16 protein-coding genes are annotated in these 15,904 nt (G+C 43.1%); 5 read left to right on the top strand and 11 right to left on the bottom strand.

Annotation, left to right across the window (positions count from 1 at the left end; all coding sequences use genetic code 11):
* Nucleotides 1-104: 104 nt before the first annotated feature.
* The 3 genes from HY064_08880 (at nt 105) to HY064_08890 (ending at nt 3,494) form a co-directional block, all read left to right on the top strand.
* Nucleotides 105-1,427, top strand: a complete 1,323-nt coding sequence (locus HY064_08880; GenBank protein ID MBI3510766.1) for a hypothetical protein — start codon at nt 105-107, stop codon at nt 1,425-1,427.
* The gene (locus HY064_08885; GenBank protein MBI3510767.1) at nt 1,396-2,685 is read left to right on the top strand and encodes a class I SAM-dependent methyltransferase; all 1,290 of its coding nucleotides are present in this window, start codon (nt 1,396-1,398) and stop codon (nt 2,683-2,685) included. Before HY064_08880 ends, HY064_08885 begins: the two co-directional genes overlap by 32 nt.
* Before the next feature lie 161 nt (nt 2,686-2,846).
* The gene (locus tag HY064_08890; protein MBI3510768.1) at nt 2,847-3,494 is read left to right on the top strand and encodes a pseudouridine synthase; all 648 of its coding nucleotides are present in this window, start codon (nt 2,847-2,849) and stop codon (nt 3,492-3,494) included.
* Here the strand turns inward: HY064_08890 and HY064_08895 are convergent.
* The 9 genes from HY064_08895 to HY064_08935 all read right to left on the bottom strand — a co-directional run bounded on the left by HY064_08895 (nt 3,480) and on the right by HY064_08935 (nt 11,982).
* Nucleotides 3,480-4,346: an NAD(P)-dependent oxidoreductase gene (locus HY064_08895; GenBank protein ID MBI3510769.1), complete on the bottom strand. Its 867-nt coding sequence runs from the start codon at nt 4,344-4,346 to the stop codon at nt 3,480-3,482. The genes HY064_08890 and HY064_08895 overlap by 15 nt on opposite strands.
* Nucleotides 4,347-4,350: 4 nt before the next feature.
* Complete coding sequence (locus tag HY064_08900; GenBank protein MBI3510770.1) at nt 4,351-5,958, bottom strand: hypothetical protein; 1,608 nt, start codon at nt 5,956-5,958, stop codon at nt 4,351-4,353.
* 85 nt (nt 5,959-6,043) lie between these two features.
* Entirely contained in the window at nt 6,044-6,370 is a 327-nt protein-coding gene (locus HY064_08905; GenBank protein ID MBI3510771.1) for a 2TM domain-containing protein, read from the bottom strand.
* Between the two features lie 42 nt (nt 6,371-6,412).
* Nucleotides 6,413-6,700: a transcriptional regulator gene (locus tag HY064_08910; GenBank protein ID MBI3510772.1), complete on the bottom strand. Its 288-nt coding sequence runs from the start codon at nt 6,698-6,700 to the stop codon at nt 6,413-6,415.
* A complete protein-coding gene (locus tag HY064_08915; protein MBI3510773.1) occupies nt 6,687-7,289 on the bottom strand; it encodes a hypothetical protein in 603 nt (200 codons plus the stop codon). The genes HY064_08910 and HY064_08915 overlap by 14 nt, the downstream gene beginning before the upstream one ends.
* Nucleotides 7,290-7,321: 32 nt before the next feature.
* Nucleotides 7,322-8,356 carry a hypothetical protein gene (locus HY064_08920; protein ID MBI3510774.1) on the bottom strand — a complete coding sequence of 345 codons (1,035 nt, stop codon included), beginning with the start codon at nt 8,354-8,356 and terminating at the stop codon, nt 7,322-7,324.
* A gap of 86 nt (nt 8,357-8,442) precedes the next feature.
* Entirely contained in the window at nt 8,443-9,123 is a 681-nt protein-coding gene (locus HY064_08925) for a hypothetical protein (GenBank protein ID MBI3510775.1), read from the bottom strand.
* Between the two features lie 112 nt (nt 9,124-9,235).
* Nucleotides 9,236-11,380 carry a TonB-dependent receptor gene (locus tag HY064_08930; GenBank protein MBI3510776.1) on the bottom strand — a complete coding sequence of 715 codons (2,145 nt, stop codon included), beginning with the start codon at nt 11,378-11,380 and terminating at the stop codon, nt 9,236-9,238.
* 275 nt (nt 11,381-11,655) lie between these two features.
* Nucleotides 11,656-11,982 (bottom strand): nucleotide pyrophosphohydrolase, encoded by a 327-nt coding sequence (locus HY064_08935; GenBank protein MBI3510777.1) that lies wholly within the window; start codon nt 11,980-11,982, stop codon nt 11,656-11,658.
* 162 nt (nt 11,983-12,144) lie between these two features.
* Between HY064_08935 and HY064_08940 the strand changes: the two genes are divergently transcribed.
* Together HY064_08940 and HY064_08945 are read left to right on the top strand one after the other, a co-directional pair.
* Nucleotides 12,145-12,699 carry a YqaE/Pmp3 family membrane protein gene (locus tag HY064_08940; protein MBI3510778.1) on the top strand — a complete coding sequence of 185 codons (555 nt, stop codon included), beginning with the start codon at nt 12,145-12,147 and terminating at the stop codon, nt 12,697-12,699.
* 63 nt (nt 12,700-12,762) lie between these two features.
* A complete protein-coding gene (locus tag HY064_08945; GenBank protein MBI3510779.1) occupies nt 12,763-13,014 on the top strand; it encodes a DUF2752 domain-containing protein in 252 nt (83 codons plus the stop codon).
* A 19-nt stretch (nt 13,015-13,033) separates the two neighbouring features.
* Here HY064_08945 and HY064_08950 read toward each other — a convergent pair whose 3' ends face one another.
* Both HY064_08950 and HY064_08955 read right to left on the bottom strand, forming a co-directional pair.
* Nucleotides 13,034-14,938 carry an OmpA family protein gene (locus HY064_08950; GenBank protein ID MBI3510780.1) on the bottom strand — a complete coding sequence of 635 codons (1,905 nt, stop codon included), beginning with the start codon at nt 14,936-14,938 and terminating at the stop codon, nt 13,034-13,036.
* A gap of 10 nt (nt 14,939-14,948) precedes the next feature.
* Nucleotides 14,949-15,884, bottom strand: a complete 936-nt coding sequence (locus HY064_08955) for a type IX secretion system membrane protein PorP/SprF (protein MBI3510781.1) — start codon at nt 15,882-15,884, stop codon at nt 14,949-14,951.
* Nucleotides 15,885-15,904: the final 20 nt, after the last annotated feature.

Raw genomic sequence — 15,904 nt, forward strand, 5'->3', positions numbered from 1 at the left:
AGCCCCAACGCAGCAGTTCGAAGTTATTAGAGATGCCCTGTATTTACGCCGACTTCCCGAAATAGTTAGCCATCGTTGTATATCTTAGCTACTGCAAATCCATCATGCGATTCCGTCTTTTTTTCATTCTTATTCTTCCGTATTTATTTTCTTCCTGTTATCACAAAGATGTGATGAACGACAGGGCAGATGATGTGGTGCAGGCATTTTTTTATTCGGGAAAGGAAGGAAAATTCATCATTACCAAGGAGGAAATTTTTCAGGCAACGAGCAAAGAGTCAGACGGCGCTTCGACTAATATTTCCGGTTATGCCGAGTATCGTATTTCTTCGTATGATCTTGCAACAGGAAAATTAGTTGGCCGTGTGGATATGGAAGAAGGAATTGAAAAAGCTTTTATCATTCTCGGGGCATCACCGGGAAAAATATGGATCTACAGTGTGAATTCGGAACTCGGTTTTCATTGCCGCGATCCGAAAACACTCGAAGTGATCGCTGATGAAAAAACACTCGAATCAAAAGCCCCGTTCAACAGTTTTATTTTCGCAAGGCCGGAGTGGGTGAAGCTCGGGCAGTTCTATGGTATGAATCAGGAAAACGGATTTGTGATGCTCACCGATATGCAGGGTTTTCATTATTATTTCGACCCTGCAAAAAATACGATGGAAAAAACTGAGGATGAGATCAGGAATTTTCCTGCCGATGCAAATTATCTCAACAGCAGCGCTTATTTCAGCGATGGAATGTTTGTTTCGCTCAGCAATGATATCCGGAAAAAACTGATGGTGAAGAATGAAGATTCTACTGCAAAATTCACTTATCTCGATGCGGCACTTGTTATTGATAATGATCCGGTGCACGATGCGCAGAGGAAACTAAATTACATCGACAGCATTAAACGGCTTCAGAAAATTGTGGACGATACGCTTCATTCTATCTATGACCGGTACCCGGAATTGAAAAATGATGTGATGATGTTCAACGCGAAAAGTGTGCAGGAAAGTGAAACGAGAAATAAAGTGCGCGACCTGCAGCGTGCAACCGATGATTACGGGCGCGAAATAAGAAAGATACAGAAGGACAAACGGTACATGGTGGACTATCCTGCCCTGAGTGATGGAAATAAAAATTTCTTCGTGATCTATGCCAGTGATGTTTCCGATACGGCAAGAATTTTTATAGCGAAAGAAAAACTGGAAAATAATTCGATCTCGGAAATATGGAAAGTGAAACTGAAAGATTTTTACCGCGATCCTGAAAAAGCAAACAGCAAAGGAGCTTTTGCCAATGTATTCAATGATGGCGATCCGCAGTTCCATTACCAGTGGTTCGATACCGGCGATGGAAAAATTGTGATCATTTCCCAATTGCAGATGATCTGTATCAATTCTTCGAATGGAAAAATTATCTGGGAAAAACCATTGTAAAGAATTTTACGTAAATGAAAACATGAGCACTGTAGCGGCAACATATTCACCAGGATTTTATGAGCGTACCGTACTCGATATGCTCGGAAAAATGGAGTACGGTAATCTGTCGCTTCGTTTGCCATCGGGAGAAAGGCTGGATCTCGGCAATGGTTCGGGAAATATTTCTGCTGAAGTTGAAATTACCGATCCCGATTTTTTCCGCCAATGTGTTTTGTTCGGTGATGTTGGTTTCGGTGAAAGTTATGTGAATGGTTTGTGGGAAACATCTTCAGTCACCAATGTCATCAAATGGTTTTTGCTGAATATCGACCAGGCGCCAAATGTTTCCGGTAGCGAAGTAAAAACTTTTGCACTCGGATTGCTGCGTATTTTCAACAAACTTTATCATGTGAAACGTGCCAATACAACTGCGACCGCGAAAAAAAATATTGAAGAACATTATGATCTCAGCAATGATTTTTTTGCAGCATGGCTCGATCCGACTATGACTTATTCTTCCGCTTTTTTTGAACGCGAAAATTATTCGCTGGAAGAAGCGCAGCAGGCGAAATATGATCGTCTTGCTAAGCTGATGAATTTAAAACCACAACATCATGTGCTCGAGATCGGGAGCGGGTGGGGTGGAAATGCAATTCACATGGCGAAGAATTATGGATGCGCGGTCACGAGCATTACTATTTCAAAGGAACAACAGAAACTCGCGGCGGAAAGAGTGGCTGCTGCCGGCTTGAGTGAGCGCGTTAAGGTTGTGTTGCAGGACTACCGCAATATGGAAGGCCAATTCGATCGCATTGTAAGTGTAGAAATGCTGGAAGCAGTAGGCGCACAATTCTACGATATTTATTTCCGGCAGGTGCATCGTCTGCTGAAGAGAAACGGCGTCGTTGCGTTGCAGGTGATTACTTGTCCCGATTCGCGCTTTGAAGAATTGCGCAAGGGTGTTGACTGGATACAGAAACATATTTTTCCGGGATCACTGCTTCCTTCTGTGGGTGCGCTCAATCGCGCGATCAATAACACGGGCGATCTCACGCTTGTAGATATGAAAGATCTCGGCCAGGATTATGCGCGCACGCTCGCTGTGTGGAGAGAAAATTTCAACCGTGAAAAAGAAAAAATAAATGCGCTCGGCTTCGATGAACGTTTCCGCCGCAAATGGAATTATTATCTCTCCTATTGTGAAGCGGCGTTTGCAATGAGAAATATCAACGTGATGCAGATGGTGTACAGCAGGCCGAATAATCTTTCGTTCTAGTTATGAGTTATGAGTTATGGGTGAAATTGAATTTCAGAATAACCCATAACTTATTTCCGGAACCCATAACTTTGCAATTAAATTAACCTGTGTCAAAAACAATTCGTCTTAGAACTTTCATTGCGCGTCATTTCAATCTCTCCAACCGGAAAGCAGATCTTATGATCGGGGAAGGGCGTGTGCGTGTGAATGGGGAAGCGGAATCGCCGGCGTATAAAATTGAATCATGGTGCGAAGTTGTTGTGGATGGAAAAATAATTCAGCCGCTTAAAGAATTTCACTATGTGCGTTTTTACAAACCGCGCGGAATTGAGTGTACACTCAATGAAGAAATAGAAAATAACCTGAGGACAGTTTTTAATTTCCCGGTGAAATTATTCCCGGTTGGGAGACTGGATAAAGAATCGGAAGGGCTTCTGCTGATGACCGACGACGGCGATCTATACAGCAAAATCGCATGGAGCGAAAAAGAAAAAGAGAAAGAATATTTTGTGACTGTGCATAAAGAGATCGATGATGATTTTGTAAAAAAAATGTCAGGCGGAATAGAAATACTCGGGAGGAAAACAAAACCGGCAAAAATTATTCCCTTGAAAGAGGATCCGTTTTCTTTTCACATGATCATCACACAGGGAATGAACAGGCAGATAAGAAGAATGTGTTACAAGCTGGGATTCGGTGTTCGTGTGCTGAAGAGAATCCGTATCGATAATATTTTTCTTGGGGAATTGGAAAGTGGAGAATGGGAGGAAATTCAGTTGTCAGCGGCAGTAGGCAGTAATCAGCGGCAGTTGTCAGCGGCAATTTAGAAGACTTTCTTTCCAGCTTCGTAATTCGATCCCTAGTTTTTCCAGGTCTTTTTTCGACGAAACTTTTTCCATTTGCTTTAAACCGAGTAAATTATCTTTTGTGACCGGCAATTCAATTCCCATGGAGGAAGCTGTACTGATCAGAAAAGAAGCGATCCCGAAACCGGCTCGGACGAATCTTGGTTTTTTGCCGAGTTTTTCGCAGAGCAGTGAATAGAATTCACGATAGGCAATGGGTTCATCTTCGGCGATCACGAATTTTCCGGTTTGTTTTTCATTGCTAATTTTCCGGATCGCATGCACGAGATCATCGATGTGAACAGTTTGCACCGGTTGTTTCCCATCGCCGAATAACGGAATGATATTTTTCTTTTCCAGGTATTTTTTCATCGACGAGAAAAGTCCGCCATTGCCGAGAACAAGTCCTGCGCGCACTACGCACGAATCTTTCCCTGAAAAAAGTTTTTCAATTTCAAATTTCTGTTTCCCATATTCCGATAACGCATTCTCCTTCGAGGAAAGCGAAGAAATAAAAATCTGGTGACAATTCAGTTGTCCTTTGAGATGATCGAGAATAAATTTTGTCGCTTTAAGATTTATTTCGGATATATTTTTTCCTTTTTGCTGCTTTACGTATCCTGCGTGAATGAATGCATCGAATTGTTCTCCGAGTCCGGGAAGTGAAGGATTTTCAAAATCGAAAGGAATATACTTTACGCCATTGATCTTTCTCTCCGGAATTTTCCTGGCAAGCGCCGTAACTTCCCACCCTTCACGAAAAAAAATATTCTGCACATGAGATCCGATGAATCCTGTTGCGCCGGTGAGGAGAAGTTTTTTTGTAGCGGGCATTTTTTCAGTTCCTGGAATTGTTTGCAGCAATATGCGCATTAGCCATTAACGAAAGCGTTAATCCTTTAGCAGGGAGAAAAGTAAATCCCGATCCATCGGCTACAAAAACATTTTTAGTTCCGTACAATTTTCCGGACGGATGAAGTGAGAATTCTTTTTCTGTTTCAGAAAACGGCAATATTCCTGCATAATGAATACTTGCACCTGCGGGAGGTTTTACTGTTTTTAATTTCCATGCACCGAGTTTTCGTAAAGCCACGGCGTATTCTTTTTCACGAAGTGAAACTTCCTGATCTGCTTCACCGCGGTTATAGTCGGCATGAAGGCGATCTCCCGTTGGTGAATTCGGATCGTTGCTCAGAAAAAGATGTTGTCCTTCATGAAAAATTTCCGGGTGATGAATTCCGGCAATGACAAGAGCAGGAGCAATATGTTGCATAAAAATTCTTCCGTCGCGGAAATTTAGCGGCGTTTCACGGATCAAACGGAAAAGCATCAGCGACCGATACGTGTAGAGCGAAGCCATTGCAATATCATTTTCTTTTCCGTCGCGATCATGAAAAAGTGAGAGTTGGGCAAAACCAAGTTCTTTTTCATTCATTCCTTTTCCCAGTCGCGAAGGAACAATGCAGGGCATATACGTGTAAGGATTGCAGAGCAGCGGAAGTTTTTTTTGTTTTCCTCCTGCGAGAGAACGCATAACGATCCGCGCAGTTCCGAGTACACCCGGAGCCAGAAGGAGTTTGCGGCAGGAAAATATTTTATTTTCGTTCGCGCCTATGCGCAGCGCATGTACGCGAATGAGATTTTCTTCTTCTGAAAAATGGGTGACCAACCAGCCGCTCTCATAGTGCACGTTATTTTTTTTCTTCAGTTCATCGATCGTGAATGCAGGACGATAAGCAGCTTTTTCAAGATCATCGTAAAAATCCATATCGCGCAAAGCAATTGGGCGCCTTCCGTTTTTTTCTTCAGTCAATAAAGCTAACGCCGGCCTCCCGAGAAAAAATCCTTTTTCATTGAGGATTTTTCTTTTTGCTCCATATTTTTTCTGAAGAACTTCCGCTGTTGCATCGGGTGGAGGAGAAGGTTGAAGATCGCGGAGATAAGCGCCGGTGAATTTCCTGGCGTCGTCGTCTGTGCTGCAAATTCCTATTCTATCAGCGATTATTTGATAACCCGCTTTCATTTTATCAATGGGAAGTCCGGCGAGTTTCAATTCATTATCAGAAAAAACGCAACAACCTAATCCCCATCCGCCTCCGAGTCCGCCGGGAGAAAGGCTTTCCATCGGGAAAAAACTTTCACTGGAAAGCGGAAGATATTTTTCAACCTGCGCAACCAGGTGCATGCGCGCCGGCGTGAGTTGCGCGCCTGTGCCTAATTCATCTTCCGGAATGGATTCAAAATCATCACCGAGAAAATAGCGATGCTGTTCTTTGTCGTTAGCACGTAATTCAGAAAAAGTTTTTGCCGGTTGTAATTCCCCGTAATGATCATCACGCACTCCGCCATCGATGATTAGAATTTCTTCTCCCGCGTCAGCGAGCGTCTGTGCGGCCATTGCGCCCGTGCATCCGCTGCCGACAATTATGTAATCTATAATCTCCAATGATACGAAAGTACGAATTGAGAATGGAAGAAACTGAGAATAGAAGAAGTTGAGAATTATCATTCATAGTTCCATCCTCCCATTCTCAGTTCTTATTCTTCAGTTTTTCAAATTCTTTTTCAATAGCATCCCATTTATTACTCACATAAGAATTGTAATAATCGAATGCAACACCAATTCCCCATCCCAGTGTCATGAAGATCGGCCAGGGAAACATCCATCGGTGCATGTGACCATTGACATCGACAGAAGCCATTCCATCCATTTCTGGTCCGTGGTGTATCCATTGCAGGATCCAGACGGCCCAAACGAACGCGTTAATGATGAGATAAACAAAAAGATGGCGGCGAAAACTAACGCGCTTCTTTGCGATCTTCCAGAGGAGTTGATCTTTTTCGGTGAGGTTTTCCATAGTGGTTTGTTTTTAGATTTTGATGTTTTCTGTGGTCATTCCCTATTTAAGATAATCCTGAATTGCGGATACATATTCTTTAAAAGCTTTTGTTCCTTTCGATGTGATCCTGCAAATAGTGAGCGGATAATTATCGCGAAATTTTTTTTCTACATCAATGTAACCCGTTTCTTTCAGTTTCTGTATTTGTATACTGAGATTGCCAGCGGTTGATTCTGTTTTTTCTTTCAGGTAATTGAATTCCGCTTCTTTCACGGAAATGAGAATGGAAACAACGGCAAGACGCAGTTGCGAATGAAGAACAGGATCGAGATCTTTAAACGGCTTCATTATTTTCCCGTTTGTATTTCGCGTTCAGCAAATGGCCGGGAACAATGTAGCCGGCAAGAACAGCGAAGGAAAGCAACAGGATCAACTCGTATGTGTGAATGTAAAATCCTGCAATGGAACAGCACCAGTCTATGATGCCGCCAATGATGAGGGGGCGGAATTTCAATGCACCTCCCGAAATGAACAGCCACATTCCGTACACCATCATGATCATCGGGTAAGCAAGTTCCCAGCCGCCGAAGTAAGAAGAGAAAACAAGAACAATGAATAATGCTACCATGAATGCAATGCCCACATATTTCAGCAATTCGCCGGTGTATGTTTTCACTTGCTCTCTCTTACTTCTTCTCTTTCCGGCGATCGTGGAAATAATTCCGCCAGCCGGCATTAGAATGGCCCACGTAAGTGAACTCTGGTTGGGATAACCAAGTTTAATAAGCACATATTGTCCTACACTCGCCGCAAACACAAGCCACCCCCAGAGTAAAAAGAAAAATCCGTTGTCGCCTACTTTTCCCTGTGTGCGGCTGATCATTTTCTGAATGATGAGGAGACTCTCCTGTTCATTCATAGGTGGATCTGTTTCCATTTAATTATAATTTTAATTGAAATTGATCAGGATCAGTTTGAAATTGTTTTGATGATAATTATATCGTGGCCTGGCGCGGATGAAATAATGCGAACGATGAGCATTTCACCGGGAGAAATATTCCGAAGCGAAAAACCGGTCTGCGATCCTTCGGTTTTACCTGTGAAAGAATTCTGCGCAAGCAATTTTCCATTTATGTCAAAAAGCTCTGCCGTATAGTTTTTTCCGTTTTCAAAATTTCCATTCACCGACAAAACACCATTTTGCTCATATAGATAAGCGTGGAGCATTTCATCGTGGCTGGCAATACCGGTCGCATTTTCGAAGAGGAGCGTTCTTGCAGTTACCGTGGTGTCATTATAAACGGAAGAATTAACGATGGTACTGTCGTAACGAAAAATAGCGGCATGACTATTCGCCTGGAACCATGCAATGGAAACGACCTTTACAGTCATGATTATTCCGAATGAAAGCGAAGTATCAGTAAAATACTGAGAGAACTTTACACGGCAAACATTTGTGTAGGTTCCGGAAGGCAGCGTTAAAGTTCCATACGAATCTGCATCGGTCGTGGACCAACCTGAACCGGAATAATTCTGTGCAGAAATAGTATAGGCATGACGCATATTGTCGGTCATAAAATCTCCGTATGCAAAAGGGCGTGTGATGGAAACGTAGGGATCGGAATAAGTCATCACCATTCCGTTTACAGAATCAACCAGTCCCACCATGATACTGGAGTCAGCGGTCATTCTCTGAAATATTTTTGTGCCGTCACTGTTCCGTTCACAAACATTCGCTCCGGGATAAGTGGCGGCATAGGATGTTTGAGATGGAAGAATAGTATTTTGTGTCAACGTATCTGTGAATGACAAACTGCTGAAGTTCCACGTTGAATTCGGGCCCTGTGCAATGGGGCCCACGCTCAGCGGATCAATATTTCTGTATTGCGCACTTGCGCCGGGCATGTAATAATCGGCGTTCAGAAGTACGGGCGGTTGCGCGTGCGTGAGAAGCGGAAAGAAAATCGCTGCTGCGAGAATGATTTTTTGTGTAATGGTTTTCATGTTGGTTGTGATTTGTGAGTTATGATTTGTGAGTTATGAGTTATGAGAAGTTGTTATTTGGAATTTTTGTTTTGGAATTTGTCATTTCATTTACATTGTGCCAGCATATCGTCCGCTTGTTTTTTTCCCCATTTAGGATGAATGCTGCTTGCCGGTACGAATGTTCCGAATTTTTTTTGTGCATCTTCCAGTATCGGTTTCGCTTTGTCTTTTCCTCCACCGAAAGCTTTCGGTGTATAAAATAATCCTTGTCCGCGCAACAAATAAATTCTGGGATTTTCCGCATTGAATTTCTGAGCAGAGTCAAGTAACGATGCCGACTGGGGTCCGTCTTTCGATCCGCGCGACATTGGATTCACGCGTATGCGCGATGAAAAACACAAGGAACGCAGAATGAAAATTTCTGACTTCTCTGTATTCACTGTATCCCATCGTTTGTCCGGGTTAAGTGAATCGGCGTGATCAAGCATCGACCAGGCCTGGTCGCAATAGTCATCTACTTTTTTTGTATCGCAGGTGAATGATTCCATGATCAGGCAGAGCGACATGTAATAAGAAGGCAACCATTCTTTCTTCTCGGCATTTCCCAACCGCTCGAATCCGTTGTAACATTGCTGGTATGTGGATGGAAGTGTGGCCGTATCGAGCACAGCGATCTGTTTTTCCATTGCTGAAACGAATTTCGGACTCATGGAATTTTTTGCGGTGTCTGTCTGCGAATTAGCATTCAGCGGGAACAGGAGTAATAAGGGAAGAAGATGTTTCATGTTTTTATTTTTAAGTTTCGGGTTTTAAGTTACTGGTGACTGGTTAATTAATCGATCAATCTATTCTAATTATATTCTCAATTCTCAATTCTCACCTCTCAGTTCTCATCTCTCAGTTCGTATTATTAATCACATCTTTTCTCCGGTCTGTTCCGAAACTCATGAACATGCCAATGAAAAAAGTACGTTTCGATTGAGGAGCTATCGATTCGCGGCGTGCTCCATCATAAGAATAACGGTAACCGTAAACATTATTGAAGCCGGGAACGTTGGTCACTGAAACTACAATTACCGTAAATGCTCCTGCTATTTTTGTCAGGTAACTTGCATTGAGATTGATGACATGATAATCATAGGTTTTGTCGCCGAGATATACCGGATTATTGGGATTGTAATAGGGCCTTCCGCTCGAATAAGTATAGGTGAATCCTACCGATGTCATGATCTTGGGAAAGAATTTTTTAATGACAATATTCGCATTGTGCGTGGAAACGAATGCCGGAGTCGCCTCAACGGGAAAATCACGATAAAGCCGTTTTGAATCGACGTAGGTGTACGAGATCCAGTAATCTACATTTTTGAAAGTTTTTTTGTCGCGCCAGAAAACGTCGAAGCCCTGCGCGTATCCGTGGCCTCCATTGGTGTAAGAAGGAAAAAATGTAACGAGGTCATCGTACTTTTTGTAATAAGCTTCCACACGCAGCGTGATGCTGTCATCCACATGCTGAAAACTCAGAATGTAATGCGTTGCTTTTTCAAACCCGAGAGCAGTGGTACGGTAAAGAATATCATTGGTCGGCTTCTGGTAGAAATCTCCGTAAGCCATGCTCAGCTGATTATTTTTTCCCGCGCGCATAGCGAGCGATACGCGAGGTGCAACATTTGTTTTTGCAAGAAGCGAACTGTTTTCCGCGCGCCCGCCCACACGTGCAACGAATTTCGGCCCGAGATAAATATCGGCTTCGCCGAAACCGGAAATATAATTATCATACATGTTTGTATTGTACTGATCGAAGCGGCTTTTGTCAATGAAATACTGGTATTCTGCACCGAAACGGAATTGATCGCGCTTCAGAAAATATCTTGTGCCCATTAATTTTCCCTGCGAAAGTGCATTGTACGAACGGATCGTATCGGTATTCGCAAGAATTTCATTGTGATCGAAGGCCGTAGAAACCGCTGCATCCATTCTCCATTTATCACCGAAATATTTCCGGAAACTCAGATTCGTGTAGGCATCCGAATTCCGAAGATCGAAAAGGGAGCGGTATCCATTCACACTGTCAATATCCGGACGCTTCAGTGCAAGATCTCCATAATTGAAATATCCGTAGAATTTAAGAATGGAAGTCTCGCCGAATTTTTTCCTGAAGTTCACCGATGCTCCGTCAAACTGCGGCATTCGTATATAATTATCTTTCTGTTTTACCAATGTATAATAAGGCGCAAGATTTGTATAATTAAAATCGAATCCGGCCGACATATTTTTATCGGCCCACAGGTGATTGTGGCCCGCGCCGATTCCCACAGAAGAAAATGCAAGCGTGGAAGCCGATTCGGTCGGGAGATCCTGCGTCTCGAGCACGAGCGCCGACGAGAGCGCCTGCCCGTATTGCGCGGAATAACCGCCGGTAGAAAAAACAGTTCCTTTAAAAAGAAAAGGGGAAAATCTTCCGCGCGATGCAATATCAGGAACAGAAGAGAAAAAAGGATTATTCACATTCAGCCCGTCAATGATCGTCTTCGTTTCGTTTCCCGTTCCGCCGCGCACAAATAATCCTTCCTGCTCTCCCACTTTTGTTGCGCCGGGAAGCGTTTGCACCGCTCCGTAAATATCTCCCTGCCCTCCGGCTGTTGTCACTATGTCGAGTGGTTTTAAAACTGTTGTTCTTTTTTCATCGCTCGCTTCTATGGTGCCAGCCGAGATCGTCACCACTTCCAGTTCATTCGCAATGGCTTTTAAAACAAAATCCATTTTCACGTCTGTTCCGTTCAGCGTAATTGGTTTTTGCACTTCTTCAAATCCCACCTGGTGGCAGATGAGTGTGAACGTTCCGGTTTCATCGGTCGTGAAAGAATAATTTCCTTTATCGTCTGCCGAAGCTCCGTCGTACGTGTCTTTCAGAATGAGATTTGCATAAGGAACGGGTTGTCCTTTGGTATCGCGCACTGTTCCACTCACCGTGGTGGAAGCAAAAATTCCGTTGCTGAAAAAGATCAGCGCCAGCAGAAGTGTGAATTTCAAATGTGTTTTCATTGGTAAAACCTGTGATTCGGGTACAAACATAGAGTAGTTTATGTTATAAACCAAATTTAAATCAAAATATTTTTTTGGAGCGGCGGCTTCTTCTCATTAAAATTCCTGCATTCCCGCTACCACCAATCCCGAACGTGTTCGGGAAGTGGCGGTATCGGGGCTAAATAAAATGGTACGGTGCATCAAATTTTCTTTGCGCGCAAAAGCCATCCCGCGGATTTCCACAACTCAAACAGCACCCATTCTCCCATTGGCAACATTGATCCGTTAGCACATTATTTTAATTTCTCATTCCCCTTATGCCTCTTCCCATCACGTTTCGTTTTTTTTTCAAGATTTTTCTTCAGCGCTTTTTCAAGATCCACACCGGTTTGATTCGCAAGACAAATTAAAACGAACAGCACATCGGCCATTTCATCCTCGAGTTTTATTTTCCTGTCCGATTTTTTAAATGACTGCTCGCCGTATTTTCTTGCCATAATGCGTGCCACTTCACCCACTTCTTCCATGAGAATAGCAGTATTTGTGAGTTCATTGAAATAACGAACGCCGTATTTTTTTATCCAGCGGTCAACAGTTTTTTGTGCTTCGGAAATTTTCATAGATCAAAGATAGCTGCCCTGATTTAACAATTTCTGTTGCGTTTACCTATGAGTTAACACCGTAAAATAAATTGTTCATAATTCCGGCCCCCGTTTAATGTACACCATTTCCACATCAGATTAATTCAATTACATTAGCACTCAAACCAAATAATAGACTTTATGAAAAAAATTATCCTCTCCTGCGCGGCGCTCGTTATGGCCGCGTTCATGTTCAACTCCTGTTCTATGGAGAAACGCCAGTACATGAAAGGTTATCATGTTGAATGGAACCACAACAAAGAAATTACAACAACAAACAACAACAATAACGATGTTGCAAAACAGGTGGGAGTGCTTCCATCTCAAACAGCGAACACCGTTGCAGCAAATGAAAATCAATCTGCTGTTGCGACTGTAGCTAATGCAGCGCGTGTTGCTCCTGTTGTTAAGAAAAACGCAGTTGCAAATATTATTCCTGCTATTGCTTCGCATAAGGCAGTAAATGCTGCTCCTTCTGCAGTTGTGAAAAAAGCACCGACAAAAAGCAAAAGTGCAGGGCACGGCGGACCGAGCAAAGGACTGCTCATCGTTCTTGCTATTTTTATTCCATGGCTTGCTGTAGGACTTGCAACAGATTGGGACGTGAAGAAAGTGATCATCTGTGTTCTTCTTGGATTCCTTTTCTGCCTGCCAGGAATTATTTACGCGATCGTCGTGGTCAATAAAAATTCCTGATAGTTTTCAGTGAAACGATTATTGTTTTGGATTTTAGCGGGGGGAATAGCAATTACGCCAGTCGTGTTGCTTATTCTCCCCGCTGATTTTTTTGATCATGGTGAAGTGCTTTGCCCTTCCGTTTATTTTTTCAATCGTACTTGTTTCGGGTGCGGAAGCACACGCGCAGTCATGCACATGCTTCATTTCGATTTCAGGAAAGCATGGGAATTCAATAAACTCAGTGTGGTTGTTGTTCCGTTCCTCACGTACATGTATTTCAGTCTCATCGTAAAATTTGTTCGCAGAGCAAGGGGTATTCCGAAAAAAAGCTGAAGGAGAGATCTTCACTTCCTTACTGAAAAATTTTCGTCACCTTGAATTCAGTTCTACGATTCCACTGGTATTCTTCCTCCGTGCATTTCACTCCATTCACACAACGATTGAGCGGAACAGTTTCTCCATAACCTTTCGCTGTAATGCGATCGCGGCTTATTCCCCTGGAAACAATATAATCTACAGCCGACTGCGCACGTTTCTGTGAAAGGGTCATGTTATATTTATCGCTTCCCCGGCTGTCGGTGTGCGAACTCAATTCAATTTTTATTTGTGGATTATCCTGCAGAATCTTCACGAGTTTATCGAGTTCCACTGCCGCATCAGGACGAATGTTCCACTTATTGTAGTCGTAATAAATATTTTCAAGCCGGATCGGTTTATTGATCACGATTTTTTCTGCAAGAAGTGTGATGTAAGATGTGTCGCTGAATGTTCCTTTGAATCCTCCCGTTGTCAATCCGCCGAAGCAAGTGAAATATTCTGTTCTGTGAATGCAGAAGCTATAACCGGTAGTTGAATCGGCAGGAAAGAAAATGGTGCCATCATTATCCGTAACAAGATTGAAAGTTTTTCCGGTCGTACTGTTTTTTACTTCGATGGTTGTTGCGGTAAGTGCATCGCCGGAAGATTTGTCTCTCACATTTGTTTTCACAAAAAACTGCGGTGTGCGTCGCACAAAACTATAGATCCTGTCCGATCCATCGGCATTTTCGCGATTGCTGGAAAAATATCCGCTCGTTCCGTTTTCATTAAACACAATCCCGAAATCGTCAGCGGAAGAATTGAACGGTGCGGAAAGCCGTTCCGGTTTTACAGGAAGACTGTTTTCCATTGCGCAGCGGAAAATATCGAGTCCGCCGGCACCGGTCATTCCATCAGAAGAAAAATAAAATTCATCTTTCCCATTCGTGATATTATGAATGGTCGGAAACATTTCGTTGCCATTGGTGTTAATGGAATTTCCTGCATTCACCGGTTTGCTCCATTGACCGTTCACGAAGTTGGAATAATAAATATCGGTACCACCCATTCCGCCGGGCATATCAGAAATAAAAAACATTCTTTTTCCGTCGGAAGTCAATGAAGGATGGCCACAGGAATATTCAGTACTGTTGAAAGGAAGTGAACTCACATCGGTCCAGTTATCATTTGTTCCATGCGCCTGGCAGATCTCGAGATGATTATCGTTGTTCTTCGCCTGGCCGGGTTTATTGTTCACCATTCTGCTGCGTGTAAAATACATCATGTCGCCCGAAGGAGAAATGATGGCGGTGCCTTCGTGCAGGTTGCTGTTGACAGTACCGGAGAGTGGAGAAGGAATTTTATCGATGGTGTTCGCTTCAAAAATATCGAGGTAACCGTTTCCAGTCCAGTTATCGGTTTTCATTCCGGGTTGCAACGGAGCTTCTGCAGTAAAATAAATTTTCCCGTTGGCGATGAACGGGCTAAAGCAGGCAATATCTGATGTGGAAGAAAAAACTACAGGCTCCACAATATAAAATGGATTGGCTGTAGAAAATTGCCCGGGATTTTTGCAGGAGGCAAGTTTGTTTTTTGCGGCTACATCATACGGCGATGATTGAAGATAATCTTCCAGCAACGCGATCGCATCATTGTATTTTCCTTCTTCCTGCAGCACTTCGGCATAATGAAGTTTATCGGCAGGAGAAGCGGCGGATGATTGGATGGCTCTCGAATACCATGTATCAGCTTCGGTTTCCTTATTCATTTTGCGATAACAATCTGCAAGATGAAGCATAGCCATATCATTGGTTTCCGATTTCAGAATATTTTCATACAGTTTTGCGGCAGATGCATATTCATAATTACCGTATTCTTTTTCTGCTTCTTTCATCATTTTATTTCCGCACGATGAAAAAAATAAAAGCAGCGTTACAATAGAGATAGAATATTTTTTCATAAAATTATTTTTAGAAGAAACGTGGTGAGTGATAGCGTACTGCCTGATCTTTGATAAAATCCCATGCAAGCATGATTTCGTGCGAACCGGAATTGTAATTCCTGAGATGCGTGAGCGACATGTCATAAGCGTAACCGATGCGGAGATTTTTTGTCGCCTGGTATTCCGTCATAGCGATCACTCCATCTCCGCTTCGATATGTTCCGCCGATCCAAAGAGTTTTGTAGAAGAAAAAATTCAGGCTGTAATCAAATTCAACAGGCGCCAGCGGAGTATATTTTACAAGCACAGATGGTTTAATATCGAGGTTTTTTCCTGCGGGAATTGCATAACCTGCCGTTGCAAAATAATGGCGTTCCAGCATCGGGATATTTTCAGAAGCAAGATTGAGAGCCGTTCCGGGTTTGTAACTGATGACATTGGGAATCGAAATTCCTGCATACATTCTTTTCGTGTAAAAATAAATTCCTGCACCGGCAATCGGCAAAATTTTTCCGTTGATGTTGCTGGTGAATACAGGATCGGCCTGGTCCCAGATCGTGAGATCTGTAAGTTTTGCACGATAATAAGTTTCGCCCGCACGTATGCCCGCCGCGATCGTTGCTTTCTCACCGAGTTTCAGGTGATACGAAAGTGACGCAGAAATTTCACTTCTGTCAGTAACACCGATGTGATCATTCAGAATGATTCCGCCAATGCCGATATTTTTTCCGTGCACCGGCATATCGAAACTCAGGTAAGACGTGTAGGGCGATCCATCGAATCCCACCCACTGCTTTCTTCCGAGCGCAGTGATGTTGGCGTAATCATGACTCCCGGCATAAGCGGGATTAAGGAAGTGTCCGCTGAACATGTGCTGACTCACCATGGGATCCTGCTGTGCGGAAATTTTCATTGGCAGGGCGAGAAGTATCATCGCCGCAAATGCCTGTATGAGATTTTTCATTTTCATTTTATTTTCAGATT

The sequence above is a fragment of the Bacteroidota bacterium genome, from assembly GCA_016194975.1.
Taxonomy (GTDB): domain Bacteria; phylum Bacteroidota; class Bacteroidia; order Palsa-965; family Palsa-965.